The following is a 25,429-nucleotide window of genomic DNA, read 5'->3' as shown; positions in this document are numbered from 1 at the left end:
ACCTCCTATTTGTCGTGTCAAAAAACTTGTTCATTTAGAAATAATTTCATATAAATATATGAATAAAAAATAAAAAGACCGTCTACTGAAATGATTTTAAAAATCATTTCAGAGACAGCCCCATTTTTATTTAAAATTTTCAATGTTAAAAGCATGTTAAAAACATATTAAAAGCAAGTTAAAGGTGGTTTATTTATTGGTATTTTATTGTTAATAATACAATTTTATTATATAATTCAAAAGTATTGGTAATTACATAACAAAATATTACTAATAATTTATATATTTTCAGGGGGAAGACAAAATATGAAGAAAATAGCTTTATTAATAGCTGTTGCTGCTCTTACAGTAGGATTAGTTTCTTGTACTGGAGGAAGCGACAACGGTTCAACAGCTGGAGAAGCAACTCAAACACAAACTATAACTTATAAGGATGGTACATACAGAGGCGCATTTTACGATGCATCAGTTGTCGTAGAAATATCTTTAAAGGATAACAAAGTTGAGGCAGCAAAGTTTAGAACTATGAAGTACAAGGATGAAGATTATTTGAAATCAGAAGATGCTACAATAGTTGCATTAAAGGGGCAATATGAAGACGTATTAAACCACATCGTTGGAAAAGATATCACTACAGTTGTAGATGAACTTTACACTCCAGAAAATATAACAAAAGATATAGACGGATTTACTGCAGCTACAGTAAGATCTGGAAAAATTATATCTGCTATAAATGATGCTTTAAACAGAGGTGTTTACGCTTTACCTAAAGCAGAATAGTAAAATGGATAATTACCTATCAACATTTGTTGATAGGTTTTTTTATTGCAATTTAAGTACTATAATAATAAAATATATGTTAAACATGATAAAACATTAGGAGGTCTTTAGATGGAAAGACTAGATAAGATATTAGCTAATTTAGGTTATGGAACAAGAAAAGAACTAAAGAAAATAGTTAGGAATGGAATAGTAGAAGTAAATGGAATAGTTGTAAAAGATAGTGCAATGCAAGTTGATCCAGAAAAAGATAAGATAGTTATAAATGGAGAGGAAATTTATTATAGAGAATTTATATATTTAATGATGAATAAACCGGATGGTGTTGTTTCAGCTACATATGATAATAGAGATGAAACAGTTGTAGATTTATTAGAGGTAGAGCATCAAGTATTTGAACCATTCCCTGTAGGAAGATTAGACAAGGATACAGTTGGTTTATTATTACTAACTAATGATGGTGAATTGAATCATAGATTAATATCTCCAAAATGGAAAGTTGATAAAGTTTACTTTGCGAAAATTGATAAAGAAGTAACTGAAGCTGATATTAAGGCATTCCAAAAAGGAATCACTTTAGATGATGGTTATGTATGTAAAGAAGCGAAACTTGAAATACAAAGTGCATCAGAAGAAGGCTCAGAAGTGCTTGTAACGATACAGGAAGGAAAATTCCATCAAGTTAAAAGAATGTTTGAAGCTGTAGGGAAAAAAGTAGTTTATTTAAAAAGAATAGAATTTGGTACATTAAAATTAGATGAAGAACTAGAAGAAGGCGAATATAGAGAACTTACTGAAGAGGAAATTGCAATTTTAAAAAGCTTTTAACGAATAAAAAACGCAATTACTTATATAATATTCATAATTATAGGGTGTTGTCAAGAATTTTATTTAAATTCCTTGCATTTCTTAACTTGTTTTAATATAATATTATTGCAAGGATAAATAAAAGGAATTAAATAGCCCCCTTTTTATTTATTGCTTATTGCTAAAGCGCAACCTGGCCCCAAGGGTTGCGTTTTTTTGTTGTCTAAAAAACTTTAAAAAACTGCAGTTTTTTTATTTTACACAGTTTTGGTAATAATATATATTAGTTATGTTATAATATGTTAAGTTAAGTGTATTGAAGGGAGGATGTTTCGTGGATTTAAAAGCGTTATTAAATAAAGAGCAGTATGAAGGTGCTATAACTATCAATGGACCTGTGCTTATACTAGCAGGAGCTGGATCAGGTAAAACTAGAGTTTTAACATATAGAATGGCACATATGATAGAAGATTTAAGAATTCAGCCATATAAAATATTAGCTATAACATTTACTAATAAGGCTGCTAAAGAGATGCAAGAAAGAGTTAAATCTATCATAGGTGATAGAGCTGATGATATGTGGATTTCTACATTTCACTCGACTTGTGTAAGAATTTTAAGAAGAGAAATAGAAAAAATAGGATATAAGAAGAATTTTACTATATATGATACATCAGATCAAAAGGTGCTTCTAAAAGAATGTATAAAATCACTTCAAATAAATGATAAAGAAATTACAGAGCAAGAAATAATGGGTAAGATAGGTAGAGCTAAGGATAATATGCAAAGCCCAGATAGCTACTATAGAGAACATGAATCTAATTATAGAGAAAAGAAGATAGCAGAAGTTTATAGGATGTACCAAAAGAGATTAAAGGAAAATAATGCTTTAGATTTTGATGATCTTATAATGAAAACTGTAGAGCTTTTTAAGAAGGATCCTGAAACATTAGAATTCTACCAAAGAAAATTCGAATATATAATGGTAGATGAATATCAGGATACAAATGGTGTTCAGTATGAATTTGTAAGATTACTTGCTGAAAAACATAGAAATATCTGCGTTGTAGGAGATGATGACCAATGTATCTACCAATGGAGAGGTGCAGATATAAAAAATATCTTAGGATTTGAAAAAGATTATCCTGATGCTAAAGTTATTAAACTTGAACAAAACTATAGATCAAAAGGTAATATATTAGATGCAGCTAATGTTGTTATAGTTAATAATGCGAATAGAAAAAGTAAAGCATTAAGAACTGAACAAGAAGCTGGTGGAAAGATAAAGATTTATAGAGCTTATTCAGATGGAGATGAAGGAGCTTTCGTTGCAAATCAAATTAAAAAGATTAGTGATGATGAAGGTAGAAGATATGATGAATTTGCAATACTTTATAGAACTAATGCACAATCACGTATTTTTGAAGAAAGTTTAAGAAGAGCAGCTATCCCTTATAAAATTATCGGTGGAACTAAGTTCTATGATAGAAAAGAAATTAAAGATATGTTAGCTTATCTTAAAGCATTAGTTAATCCAGAAGATAGTGTTTCTTTAAAAAGAATTATAAATGTTCCTAAGAGGGGAATAGGAGATGCAACTATTCAAAAGATAACTGATTTTGCTAATGATTATGATATAGGGCTTTATGATGCATTAAGTCAAGTAAGAACTATTCCTACTTTAACAGCTAGAAACTGTGGTGGAATAGAAAAGTTCATGGATATGATGGATAACTTAATGGTATTAAGTGAAACTATACCTGTTTCTACATTAATAGAAACTATTCTTAAAGATACTGGTTATATGAAGGAACTTGAAAATTCAAAAGAAATTGAAGATAAGAGTAGAATTGAAAACTTAAAGGAACTTGTATCTGATGCTGTTGATTTTGAGAGAACAAGTGAAGATAAATCTTTATCAGCATATTTAGAGAAGGTATCTCTTGTCCAAGATACAGATAAGCTAGAGGATGTAGATGCTGATGGTGGAACAGTTGTACTTATGACTGTTCATAGTGCAAAGGGATTAGAGTTCCCTGTAGTATTTATGGTAGGAATGGAGAATGGTATATTCCCAGGACCATCATCATTTGATTCAGAATCAGAAATGGAAGAGTCAAGAAGACTTTGTTATGTTGGAATAACAAGAGCTAAAGAAAGTTTATATATGACTTCAGCTGAAGTAAGAAGAGTATTTGGTAGAACGGTGGCATATCCTCAATCTGACTTCATTTCTGAAATAAAATCAGACTTAAGAGAATATGTAAGCGCTAGTGGAGAAGTTAAAGGAGAAACAAATACTACTTCAAGACCTGGGTATGGAACAGGATATAACAATAATCCTCATAGTTTAAAGGGAAGTTATGTACCATTCCAAAATAATAGATTTGCATCTAAAACAGCAGCAACTGTACCAAATTCAGTTTCGGCTTCATCAAGTACATCAGAGTTAACTTTAGGAAGAAAAGTTAAGCATGAGAAATTTGGGGTTGGAACTATAGTATCAGTTTCAGATATTGATGGAAAGAAAAAGTTAACGATAGCATTTAATAACCAAGGGGTTAAAATGCTTATGGTTCCACCGGCAAACTTAGAAGTTTTATAGTAACTGAATTAGTAAACTTAATAGGAGGATATATGGATAAGAAGTTACGTATAGAAGAATTAGTAGAGAAGTTAAATAGATATGCTTATGAGTATTATTCTTTAGATAAGCCAAGTGTAACAGATAAAGAGTACGATATTTTATATGATGAATTAAAAGCTTTAGAAGAAGAATTAGGATATGTACTTCCATATTCACCTACTCAAAGAGTTGGAGATGTTGTTTTAGAAGGCTTTAGCAAATATACTCATAAAGCAAGACTTTGGAGTTTAGATAAAGCTCAAAGCTTTGATGAAATAATTGATTGGCATAATAGAAATGTAAAGTTTGTTCAAGAAATGAATTCTAGAGGTGAAACTCTACCTCCTTTAAAATATATAGTTACAAAGAAATTTGATGGATTAACTATTAATCTTACCTATAATGAAGAGGGAATATTAGATGTAGCGGCTACTAGAGGTACTGGTGAAACAGGGGAAAATGTAACTGCTCAAGTTAAAACTATAAAATCTATTCCTTTAAAAATAGATAGTAACTCAGTATTTGAAATTCACGGTGAAGCTATAATGACTCAAGAAGCTTTTGATAAATATAATAAAACTTCTGAAGTTCCTCTAAAAAACCTTAGAAATGGTGCAGCCGGAGCATTAAGAAATTTAAATGTAAAAGAGACTGCTAGAAGAAATTTATCAGCATTTTTCTATGATGTAGGATATAAAGAAGGGGAAGGCTTTAAGACATATGAGGAAATGCTTGCTTTTATAAAAGAAAAAGGATTCCCAATGGATGATTATATTAAAGCGTGTACAACGTTAGAAGAACTTCAAAATGAAATAAAGTATATTGAAGAAATAAGATTTGACCTTAATTATGATATAGATGGAGTAGTAATAGCTATTGATGATATGAGAACTAGAGAACTTTTAGGGTATACTGTAAAATTCCCTAAATGGGCAATAGCTTATAAGTTTGAAGCACAAGAGGCAACAACTAAGCTTTTAGATGTTGAGTGGAATGTTGGAAGAAGTGGAAGAGTTGGTCCTACAGCTATATTAGAGCCTGTTGAATTAGCAGGAGTAACTGTAAAAAGAGCTACTCTTAATAACATGGATGATATAAGAAGAAAAGGTGTTAAAATAGGCGCTGATGTATTTGTAAGAAGAAGTAACGATGTTATTCCAGAAATAATGGGAGTTGTTGAATCTACTTTAGAAGGTGCAATAGATATTAATGTACCAGAAACGTGCCCTTCCTGTGGTAGTCACTTAGTATTAGATGGAGCACATTATTTCTGTGAAAATACTTTATCTTGTAAGCCACAAATGGTTAAGAGTATAGTTCATTTTGCATCAAGAGAAGCTATGAATATAGAAGGATTTTCAGAGAAAACTGCTGAACAATTATTTGAAAAGCTTGAAATAAGATCTATAGCAGATTTATATAAATTGAATAAAGATGATTTAATAACTTTAGAAAAGTTTGGACCTAAAAAGGCACAAAACCTTTTAGATGCTGTTGAAAGAAGTAAAAATCCGGAGTTGTATAGATTTATATATGCGTTAGGAATTCCTAATGTTGGAGTTAAAACTGCAAAAGACTTAGTAAACACATTTAAATCTTTAGATGGATTAAAGGAAGCTACTTTTGAACAGCTAGTTGGAGTTAACGATGTTGGTGATATAGTAGCTAGATGTGTATTAGAATTCTTTAAAGAAGAAAAAGTAATTAATACTATAGATGAACTATTTAATTTAGGTGTGAATCCATGGTATGAAGAAAAAGAAGTTAAAGAAAGTGCATTTAGTGGAAAAACTGTAGTTGTTACAGGAACTCTAACTAAATACTCTAGGGGAGAAATAAAAGAAAAACTAGAAAGCTTAGGAGCTAAAGTGTCTGGTAGTGTTAGTAAGAAAACAGATTACGTAATAGCTGGAGAAGAAGCAGGGTCAAAGCTTACTAAAGCAAATGAACTTGGAATAAAAGTACTAAGTGAAGATGATTTTGAAGCTATGATATAAAATAATGAAAAATTTAAAATGGCAAATGGCAAATTGAGGATGAAACTAGCACCTAGTTTTTTTAAGATAGAATTATGGAATTGAGTTCTATCTTAAATTCTTCAAATTCAGGCTTCTGAATTTGTTCCTTAACTTGCCATTTGCCATTATCCATTTGCAATTATATTAAGCGTTATCCATCTTAATAACATTGTTTGTTGAGTCTAAATTATTATTATCCAAAAAAGAATCATCAAAATCAAAATCTAATGAATCTAATACACTCTCATCATTACTTAAGTTTAGTGAGGATATACTTTTATTTATTTTATCTAATAGATAGTTATTAATTCTTTGATTTTTGTACATCTTTAGGAAAATAATAAATGACCATATGCCGATAAACATAAATGATAACATAAATAAAATTCCTACGATATAAAATATCATTTGAATTATTTGTAAAGCTACAGACATATTATCACACCTCCTAAAATCATTATATCATATAAATATACCCTTTATTAACAATAAAAATTCCTAAATAGTATATAAATTACATAAATTGATTATATTGAATAATATTGGATATAATTATATGTATATAGATATTGAAAGGAGAGTAAATTTGAAGAAAATTTTTGTAGTATTAGGATTATTTGTAGTATCTATAGTATTTTTACTAGGATTTATAGATAAAAGTCCAACTAAGCAAGTTAGAAGTGAAGCAGATATAGTTTACTCTATTAATAATATACCAAGTAATTTGGTAACTGTTGGCTCATTAAGTAAAAGAGAACAGGATATTATATGTGCTGTTAGTAAAGGACTAGTAGAATTAGATACAAGTGGAGAATTAGTTCCTGCGTTAGCAGATAGTGTAGATATAAGAGATAATGGAATTGAATATGATTTTAAGATAAGAGATGATGTTTATTGGAGTGATGGTACTAAAATAACTCCTTCGGATATAGCTGAATTTTTTAGAGAAGTTATTACTTTAGAAGCAGAAGAGGATATAGAACCACTATTAAATGTCTTTGGAGTTATAGATTATAGGAATGGAAATAAATCATTTAGTAATGGTGTTGGTATTACTGCAACAGATACTAATTTAATACTTAGGCTTAACTCTCAAGATTCAAATTTCTTAAACGAATTAACTAAAGCACAATATAGATTAAGAAAAAGCGTAATACTTTGGGAAGAAATAGGAAACAATTACACAACTATTCCGTATAGCGGTAATTACTCTATAGCAGATATAAACTCATTAAATGAAATAACACTAAAAAGAAATAATACAGCAGATTCGAGTTTAGCAAAAACAATTCATATGGTTAATGATGATAGCGAAGATTTAGCTTTAGCTGCATTTGAAATAGGGCAAAGGGATATAGTTCTAAATCCACCTAAAAGTCAATTGAGCAGACTTTCTAAGGAGGGTAAGTTAGTAAGTATTCCTTCAAGTAAATCTGTATATTTAGCTTTTAATAAAAATAATATTTTATCAATTGATGATAGAAAAGAGATATATAGACTAATAACTAAAGCTTTAGAGGATTATGAATCAGATAATAAATCATTGATTAAACTGGCAGACGGAAGTTACTTTAGAGATGAAGAACAGGATTTATCTAAACTTCAAGATAGAAAAGTAATGAGTAGCTTAGGTGAAGAAGCTGAAATACCAGAAGTAATATATCTAGCTTGTGAAGAAAGTTTGTTAAATAAAGAAATGGTAGACTATATATCTAATTGGTTTGCTGAAAATACAGATATAACATTAGTAGGATCTTTATTAAGAGAAGAAATTACAAGTGATATTTCTTATTATGATATGGCAATTTTAAATTTAAATGCTGATTATAGTGATAAAAGTGAGTTTTATAAAGTTATATCACCATACATTTCAGAAGAGTTAGCAGAAAAGGTTAGCATTTCTAATACTGTAGAAGAGGAAAAAGAAATATTGACACAAATAGAAGATAATTTATTTGAAAACTATTCAGTATTACCTTTGATTTTTTATAATGATAATATCGCAGTTAATACAAGCATAGAAAATATAAGTTTAGATGGAAATGGAAATTTAAAATTCGAGATAATAAAAAAATAAGACCAGTTGGTCTTATTTTTTTATTACTAATTTTATTATTGGTCAGTTATTTCTAGATTTTCTGAAATAGCTTCATTTTCTTCAGATGGAATACTACTAGTTATATTTAAAGGTGTTGATTCAACAGAAGAGTTAGACTCATTACTTTGTGTTGGAGCAACACTATCTATATAGTTAATCTCAACATCTGAAGAGTTAGAAGTAGAATCCTTTAATATTTCTGGAATTGATTCGGCTTCGTTGTCTAGGTTAACTCTATCAAGAGCTAGGTTGTTTATAAAATCATCTTTAAATAGATGTATAAATAGATAGAAGATTAAAAAATTTCTACTACTATCAAATGAATTCTTATTTACTGAAAAAGAATTTTTTCTTTTATTATAGGTGATATATTTATTAAACACTGGTGCCATACCAGAGCTACTAGGGGTTGGCACATTAGGCATTCTAAAAAAGCTTTCATCTAGCATATCTTTTGATACTAGTGATAATCCCCTATAACGCTCATAGTCATCTAATGTAGGAGCTTCTGGCCAACTTGTTACTAATCCAGAGTTTGTTATATATTTTTTATATATAGAAGAAATTAAATTTTTATATTCACCTCTAGAGTTATCTTCTAATATAAAAGCTAATAAATAGAAGATTATATCATATGATGAATATTTAATTTCTTTCTTTGATGATAGTTTATAGAAACATTCGTTTTCTTCATCATACAAAGAGTATAGTTTATTAATAATAGCTTTAGATTTATCTTTAAAAGCTATTATATTGGTATGTTTATATGAGAGAGCTAAAACTATAGAGCATAATGCAGCAGTATCTAAAGAGTTTATATAGTAGTCCTTATCATCAAATTTATTCATAGTATAATCAGAAATATCAGCTATCAATGTTTGAAGATTTTCTAGAGGACAATAGCTATATAATATGTTGAATGCTAATAATATTTTACAAAGTTCATCTAGAGAACATTCATATATGTTTTCTTTATAATCTAAAAACATTTGAAGAATCTCTAAAGAAAATGTTTCGTAATCTTTAGATGAAGCATCATTCTTATTTTTATAAGAATATAGATAGTAAGCTAACATCATAAATGCTTGATCAGAGAATTTAAATTTTTTATCTTTATCAACTAAGTTAAAGTTTTTAGAGTTATTTTCAAACATATTCTTTTTGTCTGTAAATACTCCTTCAGAGTTTCTAAGATTTTCAGAATAGAATTGTAATTGTTCTTTTGTGAGAGAATTATATATTTCATATATAGAATAAGTACTTCTCTCTATGTTTTCAAAGCTATGATAATAATCTAGTAATTCAAGTAAGCATAATGTCATAAGTGCATTTGTTGAAGGATTTATTTCTTTTTTAAAAGTATCCTCATCGAAGCCGTTAGAATTTTTACTGTGGATAAAGTTTGGAGATGCCTTTCTATACACACATAATAGTGGAGAAAAATTATTCATTGTGTTAATATCAAATGAGGGACTTAAATTTTTAAAGTTTTTTATTGATGAAACTAAACCACATTTCGATTCTAAAACAATAGTTTTTACAGCTTCTTTAGATAAATAGAATAGTTGTGAGTTTATTTCTTCTTGGCGTAAACTATTCATTCTAAAAAATGGACCAATATATTTCAAAATTTTCACCTCTTATAATAATCCTTATATTAATAATATGAGATAACTTTTAAAATAGTTCACTTTTTTTGAAAAAGCAATAATTTTAGGACGTATAAGAGGTATAATGAGGCTATATAAATTAGGATAATATAAAAAATTACAGTTAAATTTTACATTAACAGTATATATATATTAAAATTGGAGGAGATATTATGAGAAGTGATAATCGTAAGAACAATAACGTTAGACACACTAAAATAACTAGAAACTATATAAAGCATGCTGAAGGATCAGTATTAATAGAAGTAGGAGATACAAAAGTTATATGCACTGCATCAATTGAAGATAAAGTACCTCCTTTTTTAAAAGGTACAGGAGAAGGGTGGATAACAGCTGAATATAATATGTTACCAAGATCTACTGCCACTAGAAAAGTAAGAGATATTGCAAGATTAAAGCAAGATGGAAGAACTATGGAGATACAAAGGTTAATAGGAAGAGCATTAAGATCAGTAGTTGATTTAAAGGCTTTAGGAGAAAAGACTATTTGGATAGATTGTGATGTTATTCAAGCAGATGGAGGAACAAGAACTACTTCTATCACAGGAGCTTTTGTTGCTTTAGTAGATGCAATAAATAAGCTTCATAGAATTAAACCTTTTAAAGTATATCCAATAAGAGAGTTTGTTTGTGCAACTAGCGTAGGAATAGTAAATGGAGAAAAGATGATTGATTTATGCTATGAAGAGGATTCAAGTGCACAAGTTGATATGAATATAGTTGGAACTGGAAGTGGAGAGTTTGTAGAAATTCAAGGAACTGGTGAAGAAGCTCCATTTTCAAGAAAAGATTTAAATGAACTTTTAGATTTAGGAGAAAAGGGAATAAAGCAAATAATTCAAATTCAAAAGGAAACTTTAAAAATGGATGCTTTATGGATAGGAACAGGAGAATCAAAGTAATGAAGAAATTAATTATAGCTAGTAATAATAAGAAGAAAATAAAAGAGCTAAAAGCTATAGTAGAAAATCTAGGGTGGGATGTAAAGTCTTTAGCAGATGAAAATATAGATATAGAAGTAGAAGAAGATGGATTAACATTTGAAGCAAATGCAGAAAAGAAAGCAAGAGAAATATATGACTTTTTAATCAAAAGAGGAGATAAGAATTTTGCTGTTTTATCTGACGATTCTGGATTAGAGGTAGACTGCTTAAATGGTGCACCAGGAGTTTACTCAGCAAGATATGCAGGAGAACATGGAAATGATGCTGCTAATAATAAAAAGTTATTAGAAGAGCTAAAGAATGTTAAAGGCGAAGATAGAAGAGGTAGATTCGTCTGTGCTATAGCGTTAATAGATACTAATGGAAATAGTAATATTGTTAGAGGAACTGTTGAAGGGCTAATAAAGGAAGAACTAAATGGAGAAGGTGGATTTGGATATGATCCATTATTCTACTATGAACCTGCAAACATGACATTTGCTGAATTAGAAGCAAGTGAAAAAAATAAGATTTCTCATAGAGCAAATGCACTTAAAAAGATAGAAGAATATTTAAAATAAAGTGCGAGCTAAGGCTCGCAAGTGAAAAGTCGACTTTGTCGAAGTGAAAGGCTACTACGTAGTGGTGAAAAGTTAACTACGTTAAGGGGAAAATGCTACTATAAGTAGCAGAGAAAAGCATTTTATCTAATTAGAGATCTTTTCCTTATTGCCATAGGCAATATTTTCTCCTCAGCTTTAGCTGACTTTTCCTCTTTGACGAAGTCAAACTTTTCACCAAAGTGCCTCACACTTTATTTCAATTGTAACTATATAACTATAAATTTTAAGGGGTGTTTATATGTTAATTGCTGTTATTAGTGATTCTCATAATAATGATAGAGCTATAAATGAAGTTAAGAATTATATAAAGAATGCAGATGTTTTATTATTTTTAGGAGATGGAGAAAGTGATATAGCTAAAATCACTGAAGGGTTTAAAGGTGAAGTGTATTCAGTAAGTGGTAATTGTGATTTCTTAGGTAAAAGTCCTAATGAAAGAATAATAGAATTAGATGGGATAAAGATATTTATGTGTCATGGTCATGCCTATAATGTTAAATTTGGATACGATAATATATATTATAGAGGATTATCATTAGGAGTTGATATAGTTCTATTTGGTCATTCACATATACCGATAGTAGAGAAGCATAATAATATATGTTTAATGAATCCAGGGAGTATTTCTCATGGAGCATGTATGGCAAAGCGATCATTAGGGTATATTGAAATTAAAGAGGGAAAAATAGCACAAATATATACTAAAGAAATAAAAAACAGATAAAAATAAAAAAAATGAAAAAAAGGTATTGACGTTTTAAAAATCATATTGTAGAATAATCCTTGTCGTCGCGAGATGATAAAGCTCTTCGGGGTGTGGCGCAGATGGGAGCGCGCGTGGTTTGGGACCATGAGGTCGCAGGTTCAATCCCTGTCACCCCGACCAATTTAGTTTTAAAACTTAAAAAAAGTTGTTGACTAAATTAGAGTTTTGAGTTAATATGTAACTCGGTTCTGGTTAAGAAATTAATCAGAAGAAGTTAAGTATGCGGGTATCGTATATCGGTAATACTCCAGCCTTCCAAGCTGGAAAGGTGGGTTCGATTCCCACTACCCGCTCCAAAAAAGCTTTGAAAAAAAGCTTGACAAAATAAAATGAATGTTTTAAAATAATAAACGTTCTCTGAAAAAAAGTATGCGTGTTTAGCTCAGCTGGATAGAGCAACGCCCTTCTAAGGCGTGGGCCAGGAGTTCGAATCTCTTAACACGCACCATACTTCGGGGTGTGGCGCAGATGGGAGCGCGCGTGGTTTGGGACCATGAGGTCGCAGGTTCAATCCCTGTCACCCCGACCAGTTTTCAAAAAACAAAACTTAATAATAATTAAGTAAATGCAAATATGCGGGTATCGTATATCGGTAATACTCCAGCCTTCCAAGCTGGAAAGGTGGGTTCGATTCCCACTACCCGCTCCATATGCGTGTTTAGCTCAGCTGGATAGAGCAACGCCCTTCTAAGGCGTGGGCCAGGAGTTCGAATCTCTTAACACGCACCAATTATTTGCGGGTATCGTATATCGGTAATACTCCAGCCTTCCAAGCTGGAAAGGTGGGTTCGATTCCCACTACCCGCTCCATTATGGTGAACGTAGTTCAGTTGGTAGAGCGCCAGTTTGTGGCACTGGTTGTCGTGGGTTCGAGTCCCATCGTTCACCCCATACGCAGGGATATCGCCAAGCGGTAAGGCACCGCACTTTGACTGCGGTATTCGTAGGTTCAAATCCTGCTATCCCTGCCACTTACGGTTTACTAGCTCAGTCGGTAGAGCACTTGACTTTTAATCAAGGTGTCCGGGGTTCGATTCCCCGGTAAGCCACCAAATGCAGATGTGGCGAAATTGGCAGACGCACTAGACTTAGGATCTAGCGCCTTTGGCGTGGGGGTTCGACTCCCTTCATCTGCACCATATGCGAAAGTGGCTCAATGGTAGAGCGCCACCTTGCCAAGGTGGATGTTGCGGGTTCGAGTCCCGTCTTTCGCTCCAAATATGCGGGTATCGTATATCGGTAATACTCCAGCCTTCCAAGCTGGAAAGGTGGGTTCGATTCCCACTACCCGCTCCATATGCGTGTTTAGCTCAGCTGGATAGAGCAACGCCCTTCTAAGGCGTGGGCCAGGAGTTCGAATCTCTTAACACGCACCATTTATTTGCGGGTATCGTATATCGGTAATACTCCAGCCTTCCAAGCTGGAAAGGTGGGTTCGATTCCCACTACCCGCTCCATTATGGTGAACGTAGTTCAGTTGGTAGAGCGCCAGTTTGTGGCACTGGTTGTCGTGGGTTCGAGTCCCATCGTTCACCCCATACGCAGGGATATCGCCAAGCGGTAAGGCACCGCACTTTGACTGCGGTATTCGTAGGTTCAAATCCTGCTATCCCTGCCACTTACGGTTTACTAGCTCAGTCGGTAGAGCACTTGACTTTTAATCAAGGTGTCCGGGGTTCGATTCCCCGGTAAGCCACCAAATGCAGATGTGGCGAAATTGGCAGACGCACTAGACTTAGGATCTAGCGCCTTTGGCGTGGGGGTTCGACTCCCTTCATCTGCACCATATGCGAAAGTGGCTCAATGGTAGAGCGCCACCTTGCCAAGGTGGATGTTGCGGGTTCGAGTCCCGTCTTTCGCTCCAAATATGCGGGTATCGTATATCGGTAATACTCCAGCCTTCCAAGCTGGAAAGGTGGGTTCGATTCCCACTACCCGCTCCAAGTAAAGCAATCATGTTAATGGTTGCTTTTTTTATTATATTTAAATATTGTTTAATCAAAGTTTAAATAAATAATAGTAAATTTGTAATGAAAATAATTTAATATAATTAAATTAATATAATTATATTAATAAAAGGGAAACTATCTGAATTTTTATCAGATAGTTTCCCTTTTTTATATAGTAAAAAGATAAAATTTATTATTAGGCTAATTTATTTTCAGTTTGCTTTTTAGAATTATTTAAACGAAAATCCTTAGGAGATATACCAGCTATCTTTTTAAACATTTGACTAAAATATGATGAATTTGAAAATCCAACTATTGATGAAATATCGCGAATAGAATAATTAGTAGTAATTAATAAGTTTTTTGATTCATCTATTCTTTTATTTATAAGATAGTTTATAGGTGAAATACCCATTTCTTTAGTAAATAGATGAACAAGATGAAACTTATTAACATAAGTTAAGTTAGATAAAAAGTCTAAAGTTATATTCTCAGAGTAATGAGAGTCTATATAGTTTTTTATCTTCATACATTCTATATTTACTTTTTCAAAATTCTCAGTAATAAATATATCTGAACTAGTATTTCTCATAACTTGTATAAGAAATAAAGTTAATATACTTTTACAAGCCAATTCATAATTAAGGTTTTTTTCTTCTAATTCATTTATAAGCGTATTTAAATTATATAAAATTTCACTTTTTTTCTTATTAAAATTCAGTACTTTATATGTATTTAAAGCATCTTTACTATTATCTTCATTTAGAGTAGAAGGTGATATGCCGATAGCAAGATTATTGATTGCAAATACTATATATTCTAATGGATTAGATGAGCTAACAGATCGTTCAGTATGTGAACAGTTCGGATTAATAAGAATTAAATCAGATTCTTTAACAGAAACTATTTCATCTCCTATTTGGAAAGTACCTTGTCCACTAGTTATAAAAAATATTTCGGTAAAAGGGTGCATGTGAAGGGTACTATGCCAATCGTTTTCAAATTTTGATTTGCTTATATATATAAGTTCAAAGTCTAAGTCATATACATTGTTTTTGGTTAATAAATATCTTGTGTTTCCCATAAAAATACCTCTTATACGCAATATATTATAATTATATCACAAAAAATATAATAAAATGAAAAATATAGAAAAAACTATTAAAATATGTTGTCCATTATAACAATATAGTTAAATAAATCAGCAATAATATTGTTGTGAAAACAATTACTAAAAATTAAACTAGAAGTAATAAATATAGAAATCATAGTGATTATTATAAATAAGGAAATAATAAAGTATTTATTAGTGATTTTATATATTTTATTTTAAGTTGATTTAAGAAAAAATAATAATTTATGTATAAAAGGACGGGAGAGGTGCGAAATGAACAAAGGGAGAGTTACGATTCCAACAGATGATAATTTTATAAAGGAAACTTTAGAAATTGCAGAAAAATGGGGTGCTGATGGAATAAGAGATTGTGATGGATTTAAGTTACCAAGAGAAATAAAGGGGTTAGCTGAGAGAATATATTCAACATATTTTGTTGCTCGTGGAGATAATGAGTGGGCTGAAGCTAATAGAGAAGAATTACAACAAACATATTTAATGACAAAGCATCATGTTGCTGTAGAAGACAAGTTAACTATAAAAATAATGGATGGTTATTTTGCAGAGCAAGTAGAACCAGATACTTATCATGATATAAAAACTTGGTGGGAAGTTATTGATAGAACTACCAACGAAGTAGTACCTACAGAAAATTGGACATATAGTGAAGAAACTGGCGAAGTAGAAATAAACAATGTTAGTAAATGGCATGAATATACAGTGTCCTTCTTAGCTTATTGCATTTGGGATCCAACACAAATGTATAATCATATAACTAACAATTGGGGAGACAAGCCTCATGAAATGCCATTTGATGCAAGAAAGCCAAAGACTAATAAACACATAATAGAAGCTATGCATAATTGGTTAGATGAACATCCAGAATCGAATGTAGTAAGATTTACAACTTTCTTCTATCATTTTACTTTAGTATTTAATGACTTAGCTAAAGAAAAATTTGTTGATTGGTTTGGATATAGTTCAAGTGTTAGTCCAGAAGCTTTAGATGAATTTGAAAAAGTAAAAGGATATAGATTAAGACCAGAAGATATTATAGACCAAGGTTATTATAATTCTCCATTTAGAGTTCCTTCTAAGGCATTTTTAGATTATATAGATTTCCAACAACAATTCGTAGCTGAAAATGTTAAGAAGTTAGTTGATGTAGTTCATGAAGCTGGAAGAGAAGCTATGATGTTCTTAGGAGATAACTGGATTGGAACTGAGCCATATGGAAAGTACTTTGAAAGTATAGGACTAGATGGAGTAGTTGGTTCTGTTGGTGGGGGAGCTACTTTAAGAATGATTTCAGATATTCCTGGAGTTAAGTATACTGAAGGAAGATTCTTACCATACTTCTTCCCTGATACATTCTATGAAGGAAATGATCCAACTATAGAGGCTAGAGATAATTGGATAACTGCACGTAGGGCTATTATGAGAAAACCAGTAGATAGAATTGGATATGGTGGATATTTATCTTTAGCTTATAAATTCCCTAAATTTGTTGAGTACATCGAATCTGTATGTGATGAGTTTAGAGAAATATATGATAATATAGATAATTCTAAACCATACTGTGGATTAAAAGTTGGAGTGTTAAATTGTTTTGGTAAATTAAGAAGTTGGCAAACTCATATGGTTGCACATGCATTATGGTATAAGCAAATATATACTTATCTTGGAATTATAGAATCACTAAGTGGAATGAGCTTAGATGTAGAGTTTATAAGCTTTGATGATATAAAAGCAAATGGTGTTCCAAGTGATATAGATGTGATTATAAATGCTGGTGATGCAGGTACATCATTCAGTGGTGGAGAAAAGTGGTTAGATAAAGAAATTGTAACTGCTTTAAGAGGATGGATTTATAATGGAGGAGGATTTGTTGGTATTGGTGAACCTTCAGCAGTATTAGAGGGAGGACACTTCTTCCAACTTGCAGAAGCATTAGGTGTTGATAAAGAATTAGGATTCTCATTAAGCACAGATAAATACTTCAAGACTCCTGTAGAGAAACACTTTATAACTGAAGATGTAGTTGAGCCATTTGATTTTGGAGAAAGTCAAAAGAATGTTTACTCTAAGAGTAATGATACAGAAATTATATGCTATGAAAATGGAGATCTTTTAATGTCTGCTAATAGATATGGAAAAGGTAGAGCTGTTTATATAGCAGGATTGCCATACTCAATTCAAAATACACGTATTCTTATGAGAAGTTGTTTCTATGCAGCAGGAAAAGAAGATGATATGAAAAAATGGTATGCAGATAATTTAAATTGTGAAGTATCAGCTTACTTAGAAACAAAAAAATATGCAGTTGTTAATAATTCAAATGAAGAGCAAACTACTTTAGTTTATGATGGAAACGGAAGTTCGGTTGAGATGACATTAGCTCCATGTGAAATAAAATGGATTAATATGATATAATTGTTGGAATAAACCTCTGGATATATTATCCAGAGGTTAAATTAAAATATAGAGGGGTGGACATATGAAACCAGTATTACTTGTAATGGCAGCTGGATTAGGTAGCAGATATGGTGGATTAAAACAATTAGATAAAATAGGTCCAAATGGAGAAATTATATTAGAATTATCTTCTTATGATGCTATAAAAGCAGGTTTTGAGAAGATAGTGTTTATTTTGAGAAAAGAAATTGTAGAAGAATTTAAAGAGCTTATAGGAAATAAGTTATCTAAATTTGCAGAAATAGAATATGTAATACAAGATATGAATAACATACCTGAAGGATTTGAAATACCAGAAGGAAGAATAAAGCCATGGGGAACCGGTCATGCAATTTTATGTGCAAAAGATGTTATTAAATCTCCATTTTTAGTTATAAATGCAGATGATTATTATGGGCAAGAGTCCTTTAAATTAATGTATGAATATTTAAATAATAATACTGAAGAAAATCATCATGCGATGGTTGGATATGAATTGAAAAATACTTTATCTGAAAATGGGCATGTAGCAAGAGGAATATGTACTGTAGAAAATGGTGAATTGAAGGAAGTTGTAGAGAGAACTAGGATTATTAAAAAAGGAGAAGCTGCTTATTATACAGAGAATGAACAAGAGTGGATTGAGATAAATTATAACTCAATTGTTTCAATGAATATGTGGGGATTTATGAATTCAATATTTGAACTTACTGAGAAAGGATTTAAATATTTCTTACAAAATGACTTGAAGGATAATCCAATAAAAGCTGAGTATTATATACCGTTAATTGTTAGCAATTTAATTAATAGTGGAAAAGGCAAAGTTAAGGTTATGAATTCTAAAGACAAATGGTACGGTGTAACATATCAAGAAGATAGAGTATTAGTTAAAGAAGCTATTGAAAAGATGATAAATGAGGGTAAATATGAGAAAAACTTATGGGAGGGTATAAAAAGAAATGGAAAGTAATTTTTTAGAGTTAACAAAACAAGCTTTGGATTTAATAAATATTGAAGGAGATATAGTAGAGGTAGTTCCATTCGGAGGAGGACTTATAAATGCTACTTTTTTAGTAAGAACAAAATTAGAAGGTGGAGAAGAAAGAAAGTATATACTTCAAAGAATTAATCACTATATATTTAAAGAAGTTGAAAAGCTAATGGATAACTATTGTAGGGTTTGTGATTATTTAAAAGATATAGTAGCTAAAAATAATGGAGATATTGAGAGAGAGACAATAACAGTGGTAAATGCTAAAGATGGAAGAAGCTTTACACAAGACTCAGAAGGAAACTATTGGAGAGCTATAAAATTCATACCAGATACAATAACATATGAAACAATAAGTTGTGAAGATGATTTTTATAAGGCTGGGAAAGCTTTTGGTAATTTTCAAAATATGTTAGCTGATTATAATGCAGAATTACTTTATGAATCTATTCCTAATTTCCATAATACAAAAGAACGTTTAAAAACTTTTATTAATGCAATAAAAGAAAATAAATCAGGAAGAAAAGATAAGGTAGTTGATGAAATAAACTTTATATTAGAAAGGCAAGAACAGGCTTCATCATTAGTAGATATGCTTGAGAGAGGGGAATTGCCTTTAAGAGTTACTCATAATGACACTAAGATAAGTAATGTATTATTAGATAAAGATACTAAAGAAGGTATTTGTGTTATAGATTTAGATACAATAATGCCGGGATTATCTTTATATGATTTTGGAGATGCAATAAGAAGTGGAGCAACATTTGCAAGAGAAGATGAAGAAGATTTAAGTAAAGTATTTGTTGATTTAGGGTTATTTGAAGCATTTACTAAGGGATTTATAGAAGGTGTAGATAATGGACTTACACAAAAAGAAATTGAAATGTTACCAATGGGAGCTAAGATAATTACTTTAGAACAAGGTATGAGATTTTTAACTGATTACTTAGACGGAGATTTATATTATAAGACAAGCTGTGATGATCACAATTTAGTAAGAACTAGAACTCAATTAAAACTTGTAAAGGATTTAGAGGATAAATGGGAAGAAGTAAATAATATAGTAAAAAAATATAGCTAATAAATATAAAAGGGGGTACTAAATATGATAAAGTTTGGGACCGGAGGATTTAGAGCAATAATTGGTGATGAATTTACTAAAAATAATATTCAACAATTAGCTAGAGCAGTTGCTAGAATGATGAAGGATGAAAATGTAGAAAAGAAAACTGTAGTGATAGGGTATGACAGACGTTTTCTTTCAAAAGAATCTATGATATGGATTTCTGAAGTTTTAGCTTATGAAGGGATAAAGGTGATGATGATAAATAGGTCAATGCCAACACCTTTAATGATGTTTGAAGTTAAGAAACAAGGTTTAGATTATGGTATGGCAGTAACTGCGAGTCATAACCCTGCGATTTATAATGGGGTAAAGTTATTCACAAAAGGTGGAAAAGATGCAGACGAAGTTGTGACTAAAAATGTTGAAAACTATATAGAAAAATTAGAAAATGAACCACTGAGGTGGATTGATTATGATGATGCTGTTAAGAGTGAATTAATAGTACCTTATAATCCTTTTAACGATTATATTGATAGTATACTTTCACAAATTGATTTGGATAGTATTAAGAAAGCTAACTTAAGAGTAGTTTTAGACCCTATGTATGGTGTAAGTCAAACATCTTTAAGAACTATATTATCTACGGCAAGATGCGAATTAGATGTTATAAATGAAAGGCATGATACTCTATTTGGAGGAAAATTACCAAGTCCTAATGTTGATACATTAAGAGCGTTACAACAACATGTACTTGATAGACATTATGATATTGGGATTGCAACAGATGGAGATGCGGATAGATTAGGAGTTATAGATAATAACGGAAGATTCCTTCACCCAAATGATATATTAGTTCTTTTATATTACTATCTTGTAAAGTATAAGGGATGGAATGGGCCTGTAGTTAGAAATATAGCTACAACACATTTATTAGATAAAGTTGCTGAGAGTTTTGGACAAAAATGCTACGAAGTGCCTGTGGGATTTAAACATATATCAGCTAAGATGATAGAAAGTGATGCTATTATAGGTGGAGAATCAAGTGGTGGATTAACTGTAAAAGGGCATATTCAAGGTAAAGATGGAGTTTATGCTGCATCATTACTTATAGAGATGATTGCAGTAACAGGAAAGTCATTATCACAAATATATGAAGATATATGCAAAGAATATGGTGAACTATTTATGACTGAAAGTGATTATGCAATGACTCATAATAGAAAAGAAGAGCTTATAAAACAAATAATGATAGATAAGAAGCCAATAGAATTTCCTTATGAAATAGAAAAAGTATCATACCTTGATGGATATAAGGTATATTTTAAAAATGGTGGATGGGTGATAATACGTTTTTCAGGAACGGAACCAGTATTAAGAGTATTCTGCGAAATGGATACACTAGAAAAAGCACAGGAAGTAAGTGATATAGTTAAGAATACATTGTCACTATAGAAATAAAGTGCGAAGCACTTTGGTGAAAACTTTGACTTCGTTAAAGGGGAAAAGTCAGCTAAAGCTGAGGAGAAAATATTGCCTATGGCAATAGGGAAAAGATTTCTAATGAGATAAAATACTTTTCTTTGCTACTTATAGTAGTATTTTCACCTTAACGTAGTTAGCTTTTTACCGCTACGTAGTAGCCTTTCACTTCGATAAAGTCGACTTTTCACTTGCGATCCTTAGCTCGTTCTTTATTTGTTTGGTGCACCTAGAGGGACTTGAACCCCCGACGCCTGGATTCGAAGTCCAGCACTCTATCCAGCTGAGCTATAGGTGCATATTACTTTATTATTATAAACTTAATTAAAAAATAATTCTATATTAAGTTTATAACAAGTTAAAGATATATAAATTTTTATAAAAATTAAATTTAATAACATTATAAAATTAACAAAAAAGCATAATAGTTATGTTACAATTAGTCGAGTTCTTAACATTTGATGAAAAGGTTAACATGATATATAATAAAGTTAATTATGATAGCAATATATATAAAGGAAATGCCAATATAGAGATTGTTTTCATAGGCCTAAAAAGGCTATATTATTATTATAACATATAGTTAAGTATTTAATGGTATAAAAAAGGGGAGGATGAATATTATGAAAATGAAAAAACTTATGTCAATTTTGTTAGCAGGGTGTATGGCATTTTCTTTAACAGCATGTGGGTCTAAAGATAATAGCGGAGATACAGGATCTACAAACGCAGATGCTTCAACAGGAAATGATACAACAGTATCAGCTGATTCAGGGGAATTAACTTATTGGTCAATGTGGAATAACACAGAGCCACAAGCAAAAGTAATCAAAGAAGCTATAGATGCTTATACAGCAGAAACAGGAATAAAAGTAAATGTAGAATGGAAGGGTAGAGATTTAGGAACAGTTCTACAATCAGCACTTGAAGCTGGAGAAAAGATAGATTTCTTTGATTGGGATTATCAAAAGATAGCTTTAGAATATGCTGATAAAGTATTAAATTTAGAAGATATGGCTAAAGCAGTTAACTATGATGATTTTGCAATTAAAGCATTACCAGCAAGTGTTAGAAGATGGGCTGGAAGTTTAGTAACTATTCCTTATCAACCATATACTTCAGGAATATTCTATAATAAAGCTATGTTTGAAGAAGCTGGTATAGAAAAAGAACCTCAAACTTGGGCTGAATTCTTAGAAGTTTGCCAAAAGTTAAAAGATTTAGGGGTTGCTCCATTAGCTCAAGATGATGCTTATGTAGACTATGCGTTTGGATATCATTTAGCACGTTATGCTGGACAAGCTGAAGTTGAAAATATAGCTATAAACGGTGATTGGGCTGAAAACGAAAACGTTTTAAAAGCTGCACAAGATATAGTTGATTTAATAGAAAAAGGTTATTTCTCTGAATATGCACCAGGTGCTTATCCAGAAGGAGAAAATGAAGTTGGTTATGAAGAAGCTGCTATGTTAGTTAATGCTTCATGGGTACCAGCAGAAATTACAAATAATACTGGATGTGATTTAGAGTGGGGTATGTTTAACTATCCTTCAGTTGATGGTGGTAAAGATCCTAACACTATAGCTAATGTTGGAGCTCAAGGTTTTGCAATCAACAAGAATAGTGAAAATGCTCAAGCTGCATTTGATTTAATAATGAAAATAACAACTGGTGAATACGATCAAAAAATGGCTTTAGAATGTGGTGGTATTCCAGCTGACTCTAGAAATGAAGAATGGCCAGAAGATTTAGTTGGTGTTAGAGAATCATTCTTAGCACTTACTGAAACATATGACTGGAATGCAGGATTAAATGCAAATCCAGATGTTAAAGAAACAATTAAAACAAATTGCTTACAACTTTTCGAAGGTAAGTTAACTGCACAAGAATTTGTAGATGCTATGGAAAGCGCAACAAAATAATAAAAAAATCAAATTTGATTAAATAAAGGGATATTGCAGAATCTTATAATTGTTGGCTTTGCAATAGCCCTTTTTATATTCACAGTTTGAATAGGAGGCATACTATGAAAAAAAATAAGACTATGATTGTTGCATTTATTACACCAGCAATCCTTACTTTCTGCATTATGTTTTTATATCCAGTTATAAGAACAGTTTTTATAAGTTTTTACTCTGTAAGTAGTGTAACAGCACCAAAAGAGCAATGGATATCTGTAGGACTTGGAAATTATTTGAAGCTATTAACTTCTAGTTCATTTAAAGTATCAATGATGAATATTTTTAAGATATGGGTAGTTGGAGGAGCAATAGTATTAACAATATCTTTATTATTCGCAGTAATATTAACAAGTGGAGTTAGATTTAAAAGTTTTTGGCGTGCGGCTATATATTTGCCTAATGTTATTAGTGCGGTAGCATTAGCAACTATGTGGTTACAATTTGTTTTCCAACAAAAATACGGTATCATAAATTGGTTTTTTAAAGCAATGGGAAATGAAAAGTTAGCTAGGTTAAATTGGCTAGCCAGTGATATGAAATTCTGGGCAATGCTCATAGCATTCTGCTTTGGGGCTGTAGGATATTATATGCTTATTTTTTTAAGTGGTATAGAAAGAATTCCGGAAGAGTATTATGAAGCTGCTACAATAGATGGAGCAAGTAAGCTAAGACAATTCACAAGTATTACACTACCTTTATTAAAAGGGGTGTTTAAGACTAATTTAACATTCTGGAGTATTAATACTGTTATGTTTTTCGTATGGTCAAAGATGTTCTCACCATTAGGTGCAGAAGGTTCTACAATAACACCGATGGTGTATATGTACGAAACTGTATTTGGAGGAACTGGATATAGCAACCGTGATGCAGGATTAGGAGCAGCTGTAGGAGTTACTTTAGCAATTATAGTTGTTATTATATTTGCAGTAATGAATTTATTAATAAAAGAAGAAAAGATAGAAATGTAGGAGGTGGATAAATTATGGCTAAAGTAAAAGAAAAGAAAATAAAAGAACCTATTAATTGGAAAAAGGAATTAAAACTTGCACCAGCATATTTAATACTTTTTGCATGGGTAGCATTTACAGTTATAGTTATTGGATGGATTTTTGCAGCAAGTTTATCTACTTCTCGTGAGATATTTAAAGGTGATGTTCTAAAATTTGCATCAGGATTTCATTGGGAAAATTACGTAACTGCATGGAAAACTCAAAATGTAAGTGTATTTTTTGCTAACTCATTATTTTATGCAACAATTTCATGTGTAGGGATATTACTAATATCAGCTCCAGCAGCATATGTATTATCTCGTTATACTTTCTTAGGCAATAAGACAATTAAAACAAGTTTTGTAATTGGGATGAGTATACCAGTAATTATGATAATACTACCTTTATTTAGTATTGCAACTAAAGCTCATTTAACAGGAAATAGGTGGTTATTGATAATTTTATATATTTGCTTAAATGTACCGTTTACTACTACATTTTTATTAAACTTTTTTGGTAGCTTAAGTAAGAGCTATGAAGAGGCTGCAGCTATTGATGGATGTAGTCCAATGAAAACCTTCTGGGTTATTATGCTTCCTTTAGCTCAACCTGGAGTAGTTACTGTAACAATTTTTAACTTTTTAGCAGTTTGGAATGAGTACTTCTTAGCTCTTATTTTTGCAAATTCAGATAGTATGAAGTCTGTTGGAGTTGGATTATTCTCAATGGTAGCAGCACTTAGAGCAGTAGGAGATTACGGAAGTCTTTTTGCAGCAGTTATTATAGTATTCCTACCTACATTCTTAATTTATATCTTCTTATCAGAAAAGATTATCGCTGGAGTTACTGGTGGAGGAGTAAAAGGCTAACAAAAGGTTGTAGTTTGGTACGATAATAAAAGAAAAGAATTAGTATTAGAAAAAAGTAAGAAAGTAGTATTAACATTACAAAGTTTTGATTAAATAAGATAAATAAAGGGGCTGTATCAAAAAAAAATTGATATTTGCCGATAAAGAAAAGGAAGTTCGAATTTGAACTTCCTTTTTTGCGCATAGTAATAATATGAAAAACTTCACAAAAAATGTGATTCCTATGCAACAAATAGGATTTGCATT

The 25,429-nt window shown here is 31.1% G+C and carries 18 protein-coding genes and 22 tRNA genes; 36 read left to right on the top strand and 4 right to left on the bottom strand.

Annotated elements, in window-relative coordinates:
* The first annotated feature begins 306 nt into the window (after window positions 1–306).
* The 4 genes from LQE93_RS16060 to ligA all read left to right on the top strand — a co-directional run bounded on the left by LQE93_RS16060 (window position 307) and on the right by ligA (window position 6,210).
* Window positions 307–780, top strand: coding sequence for an FMN-binding protein (locus LQE93_RS16060; protein WP_231074474.1), 474 nt, complete (start codon window positions 307–309; stop codon window positions 778–780).
* A 111-nt stretch (window positions 781–891) separates the two neighbouring features.
* Window positions 892–1,608 (top strand): pseudouridine synthase, encoded by a 717-nt coding sequence (locus LQE93_RS16055; RefSeq protein ID WP_231074473.1) that lies wholly within the window; start codon window positions 892–894, stop codon window positions 1,606–1,608.
* Window positions 1,609–1,921: 313 nt separating this feature from the next.
* Window positions 1,922–4,192, top strand: coding sequence for a DNA helicase PcrA (pcrA, locus tag LQE93_RS16050; RefSeq protein WP_055266534.1), 2,271 nt, complete (start codon window positions 1,922–1,924; stop codon window positions 4,190–4,192).
* A gap of 32 nt (window positions 4,193–4,224) precedes the next feature.
* A complete protein-coding gene (gene ligA / locus LQE93_RS16045; protein ID WP_231074471.1) occupies window positions 4,225–6,210 on the top strand; it encodes an NAD-dependent DNA ligase LigA in 1,986 nt (661 codons plus the stop codon).
* 165 nt (window positions 6,211–6,375) lie between these two features.
* Here the strand turns inward: ligA and LQE93_RS16040 are convergent, their stop codons facing one another.
* Window positions 6,376–6,666, bottom strand: a complete 291-nt coding sequence (locus LQE93_RS16040; protein ID WP_055266530.1) for a hypothetical protein — start codon at window positions 6,664–6,666, stop codon at window positions 6,376–6,378.
* Between the two features lie 151 nt (window positions 6,667–6,817).
* Between LQE93_RS16040 and LQE93_RS16035 the strand changes: the two genes are divergently transcribed.
* Complete coding sequence (locus LQE93_RS16035; protein WP_231074470.1) at window positions 6,818–8,308, top strand: ABC transporter substrate-binding protein; 1,491 nt, start codon at window positions 6,818–6,820, stop codon at window positions 8,306–8,308.
* Window positions 8,309–8,343: 35 nt separating this feature from the next.
* On the opposite strand, the gene LQE93_RS16030 is transcribed toward LQE93_RS16035, so the two are convergent.
* The gene (locus LQE93_RS16030) at window positions 8,344–9,957 is read right to left on the bottom strand and encodes a hypothetical protein (protein WP_231074469.1); all 1,614 of its coding nucleotides are present in this window, start codon (window positions 9,955–9,957) and stop codon (window positions 8,344–8,346) included.
* A gap of 194 nt (window positions 9,958–10,151) precedes the next feature.
* On the opposite strand from LQE93_RS16030, the gene rph reads away from it, so the two are divergent.
* The 24 genes from rph to LQE93_RS15910 all read left to right on the top strand — a co-directional run bounded on the left by rph (window position 10,152) and on the right by LQE93_RS15910 (window position 14,254).
* Window positions 10,152–10,901 (top strand): ribonuclease PH, encoded by a 750-nt coding sequence (gene rph, locus LQE93_RS16025; protein ID WP_055266524.1) that lies wholly within the window; start codon window positions 10,152–10,154, stop codon window positions 10,899–10,901.
* Window positions 10,901–11,503 (top strand): XTP/dITP diphosphatase, encoded by a 603-nt coding sequence (locus tag LQE93_RS16020; RefSeq protein WP_186839542.1) that lies wholly within the window; start codon window positions 10,901–10,903, stop codon window positions 11,501–11,503. The genes rph and LQE93_RS16020 overlap by 1 nt, the downstream gene beginning before the upstream one ends.
* A 280-nt stretch (window positions 11,504–11,783) precedes the next feature.
* Window positions 11,784–12,269, top strand: a complete 486-nt coding sequence (locus LQE93_RS16015) for a metallophosphoesterase (protein WP_231074467.1) — start codon at window positions 11,784–11,786, stop codon at window positions 12,267–12,269.
* A gap of 86 nt (window positions 12,270–12,355) precedes the next feature.
* Window positions 12,356–12,431: transfer RNA gene (locus tag LQE93_RS16010), tRNA-Pro, on the top strand.
* Between the two features lie 102 nt (window positions 12,432–12,533).
* Window positions 12,534–12,607 (top strand) — tRNA-Gly (locus LQE93_RS16005).
* A gap of 75 nt (window positions 12,608–12,682) precedes the next feature.
* Window positions 12,683–12,759 (top strand) — tRNA-Arg (locus LQE93_RS16000).
* 5 nt (window positions 12,760–12,764) lie between these two features.
* A tRNA-Pro gene (locus LQE93_RS15995) sits at window positions 12,765–12,840 on the top strand.
* A gap of 46 nt (window positions 12,841–12,886) precedes the next feature.
* A tRNA-Gly gene (locus tag LQE93_RS15990) sits at window positions 12,887–12,960 on the top strand.
* Window positions 12,961–12,963: 3 nt separating this feature from the next.
* Window positions 12,964–13,040, top strand: a tRNA-Arg gene (locus LQE93_RS15985).
* A 7-nt stretch (window positions 13,041–13,047) separates the two neighbouring features.
* Window positions 13,048–13,121 (top strand) — tRNA-Gly (locus LQE93_RS15980).
* A 5-nt stretch (window positions 13,122–13,126) separates the two neighbouring features.
* Window positions 13,127–13,202, top strand: a tRNA-His gene (locus LQE93_RS15975).
* Between the two features lie 5 nt (window positions 13,203–13,207).
* Window positions 13,208–13,282 (top strand) — tRNA-Gln (locus tag LQE93_RS15970).
* A 5-nt stretch (window positions 13,283–13,287) separates the two neighbouring features.
* A tRNA-Lys gene (locus tag LQE93_RS15965) sits at window positions 13,288–13,363 on the top strand.
* Window positions 13,364–13,366: 3 nt separating this feature from the next.
* Window positions 13,367–13,450: transfer RNA gene (locus LQE93_RS15960), tRNA-Leu, on the top strand.
* Between the two features lie 3 nt (window positions 13,451–13,453).
* Window positions 13,454–13,528 (top strand) — tRNA-Gly (locus LQE93_RS15955).
* Between the two features lie 5 nt (window positions 13,529–13,533).
* Window positions 13,534–13,607 (top strand) — tRNA-Gly (locus tag LQE93_RS15950).
* 3 nt (window positions 13,608–13,610) lie between these two features.
* Window positions 13,611–13,687 (top strand) — tRNA-Arg (locus LQE93_RS15945).
* A 7-nt stretch (window positions 13,688–13,694) separates the two neighbouring features.
* Window positions 13,695–13,768, top strand: a tRNA-Gly gene (locus tag LQE93_RS15940).
* A 5-nt stretch (window positions 13,769–13,773) separates the two neighbouring features.
* A tRNA-His gene (locus LQE93_RS15935) sits at window positions 13,774–13,849 on the top strand.
* Between the two features lie 5 nt (window positions 13,850–13,854).
* Window positions 13,855–13,929 (top strand) — tRNA-Gln (locus tag LQE93_RS15930).
* Between the two features lie 5 nt (window positions 13,930–13,934).
* Window positions 13,935–14,010 (top strand) — tRNA-Lys (locus LQE93_RS15925).
* A gap of 3 nt (window positions 14,011–14,013) precedes the next feature.
* Window positions 14,014–14,097: transfer RNA gene (locus LQE93_RS15920), tRNA-Leu, on the top strand.
* A 3-nt stretch (window positions 14,098–14,100) separates the two neighbouring features.
* Window positions 14,101–14,175 (top strand) — tRNA-Gly (locus LQE93_RS15915).
* A 5-nt stretch (window positions 14,176–14,180) separates the two neighbouring features.
* Window positions 14,181–14,254, top strand: a tRNA-Gly gene (locus LQE93_RS15910).
* A gap of 202 nt (window positions 14,255–14,456) precedes the next feature.
* On the opposite strand, the gene LQE93_RS15905 is transcribed toward LQE93_RS15910, so the two are convergent.
* A complete protein-coding gene (locus LQE93_RS15905) occupies window positions 14,457–15,344 on the bottom strand; it encodes an AraC family transcriptional regulator (protein ID WP_055268389.1) in 888 nt (295 codons plus the stop codon).
* A 303-nt stretch (window positions 15,345–15,647) separates the two neighbouring features.
* Here LQE93_RS15905 and gnpA point away from each other — a divergent pair, with 303 nt between their 5' ends.
* The 4 genes from gnpA to LQE93_RS15885 all read left to right on the top strand — a co-directional run bounded on the left by gnpA (window position 15,648) and on the right by LQE93_RS15885 (window position 21,337).
* Window positions 15,648–17,807, top strand: a complete 2,160-nt coding sequence (gene gnpA, locus LQE93_RS15900; protein WP_055268387.1) for a 1,3-beta-galactosyl-N-acetylhexosamine phosphorylase — start codon at window positions 15,648–15,650, stop codon at window positions 17,805–17,807.
* A 64-nt stretch (window positions 17,808–17,871) separates the two neighbouring features.
* Window positions 17,872–18,798 carry a nucleotidyltransferase family protein gene (locus LQE93_RS15895; protein WP_231074465.1) on the top strand — a complete coding sequence of 309 codons (927 nt, stop codon included), beginning with the start codon at window positions 17,872–17,874 and terminating at the stop codon, window positions 18,796–18,798.
* Entirely contained in the window at window positions 18,788–19,900 is a 1,113-nt protein-coding gene (locus LQE93_RS15890) for a phosphotransferase enzyme family protein (protein WP_055268383.1), read from the top strand. The genes LQE93_RS15895 and LQE93_RS15890 overlap by 11 nt, the downstream gene beginning before the upstream one ends.
* 24 nt (window positions 19,901–19,924) lie before the next feature.
* Complete coding sequence (locus LQE93_RS15885) at window positions 19,925–21,337, top strand: phosphoglucomutase/phosphomannomutase family protein (RefSeq protein WP_231074463.1); 1,413 nt, start codon at window positions 19,925–19,927, stop codon at window positions 21,335–21,337.
* A 248-nt stretch (window positions 21,338–21,585) separates the two neighbouring features.
* Here LQE93_RS15885 and LQE93_RS15880 read toward each other — a convergent pair.
* Window positions 21,586–21,662 (bottom strand) — tRNA-Arg (locus LQE93_RS15880).
* 325 nt (window positions 21,663–21,987) lie between these two features.
* On the opposite strand from LQE93_RS15880, the gene LQE93_RS15875 reads away from it, so the two are divergent.
* The 3 genes from LQE93_RS15875 to LQE93_RS15865 all read left to right on the top strand — a co-directional run bounded on the left by LQE93_RS15875 (window position 21,988) and on the right by LQE93_RS15865 (window position 25,183).
* Window positions 21,988–23,286, top strand: coding sequence for an ABC transporter substrate-binding protein (locus LQE93_RS15875; protein WP_055268379.1), 1,299 nt, complete (start codon window positions 21,988–21,990; stop codon window positions 23,284–23,286).
* Window positions 23,287–23,390: 104 nt separating this feature from the next.
* On the top strand, window positions 23,391–24,293 hold the full coding sequence (locus LQE93_RS15870; RefSeq protein WP_055268376.1) for a carbohydrate ABC transporter permease: 903 nt from the start codon (window positions 23,391–23,393) through the stop codon (window positions 24,291–24,293).
* Between the two features lie 14 nt (window positions 24,294–24,307).
* Window positions 24,308–25,183, top strand: coding sequence for a carbohydrate ABC transporter permease (locus LQE93_RS15865; protein ID WP_055268374.1), 876 nt, complete (start codon window positions 24,308–24,310; stop codon window positions 25,181–25,183).
* The last annotated feature ends 246 nt before the right edge of the window (window positions 25,184–25,429 follow it).

The sequence above is a fragment of the Clostridium sp. NSJ-145 genome (assembly GCF_021044725.1).
Taxonomy (GTDB): domain Bacteria; phylum Bacillota; class Clostridia; order Clostridiales; family Clostridiaceae; genus Clostridium; species Clostridium disporicum_B.
This window is presented reverse-complemented; position numbering and strand designations above follow the sequence as displayed.

Bases quoted from the DNA above. Each gene is read 5' to 3' on its own strand.
- LQE93_RS16060 (WP_231074474.1), top strand. From the start codon at position 307: ATGAAGAAAATAGCTTTATTAATAGCTGTTGCTGCTCTTACAGTAGGA.
- LQE93_RS16055 (WP_231074473.1), top strand. From the start codon at position 892: ATGGAAAGACTAGATAAGATATTAGCTAATTTAGGTTATGGAACAAGA.
- ligA (WP_231074471.1), top strand. From the start codon at position 4,225: ATGGATAAGAAGTTACGTATAGAAGAATTAGTAGAGAAGTTAAATAGA.
- LQE93_RS16040 (WP_055266530.1), bottom strand. From the start codon at position 6,666: ATGTCTGTAGCTTTACAAATAATTCAAATGATATTTTATATCGTAGGA.
- rph (WP_055266524.1), top strand. From the start codon at position 10,152: ATGAGAAGTGATAATCGTAAGAACAATAACGTTAGACACACTAAAATA.
- LQE93_RS16020 (WP_186839542.1), top strand. From the start codon at position 10,901: ATGAAGAAATTAATTATAGCTAGTAATAATAAGAAGAAAATAAAAGAG.
- LQE93_RS16015 (WP_231074467.1), top strand. From the start codon at position 11,784: ATGTTAATTGCTGTTATTAGTGATTCTCATAATAATGATAGAGCTATA.
- LQE93_RS15905 (WP_055268389.1), bottom strand. From the start codon at position 15,344: ATGGGAAACACAAGATATTTATTAACCAAAAACAATGTATATGACTTA.
- gnpA (WP_055268387.1), top strand. From the start codon at position 15,648: ATGAACAAAGGGAGAGTTACGATTCCAACAGATGATAATTTTATAAAG.
- LQE93_RS15895 (WP_231074465.1), top strand. From the start codon at position 17,872: ATGAAACCAGTATTACTTGTAATGGCAGCTGGATTAGGTAGCAGATAT.
- LQE93_RS15890 (WP_055268383.1), top strand. From the start codon at position 18,788: ATGGAAAGTAATTTTTTAGAGTTAACAAAACAAGCTTTGGATTTAATA.
- LQE93_RS15885 (WP_231074463.1), top strand. From the start codon at position 19,925: ATGATAAAGTTTGGGACCGGAGGATTTAGAGCAATAATTGGTGATGAA.
- LQE93_RS15875 (WP_055268379.1), top strand. From the start codon at position 21,988: ATGAAAATGAAAAAACTTATGTCAATTTTGTTAGCAGGGTGTATGGCA.
- LQE93_RS15870 (WP_055268376.1), top strand. From the start codon at position 23,391: ATGAAAAAAAATAAGACTATGATTGTTGCATTTATTACACCAGCAATC.
- LQE93_RS15865 (WP_055268374.1), top strand. From the start codon at position 24,308: ATGGCTAAAGTAAAAGAAAAGAAAATAAAAGAACCTATTAATTGGAAA.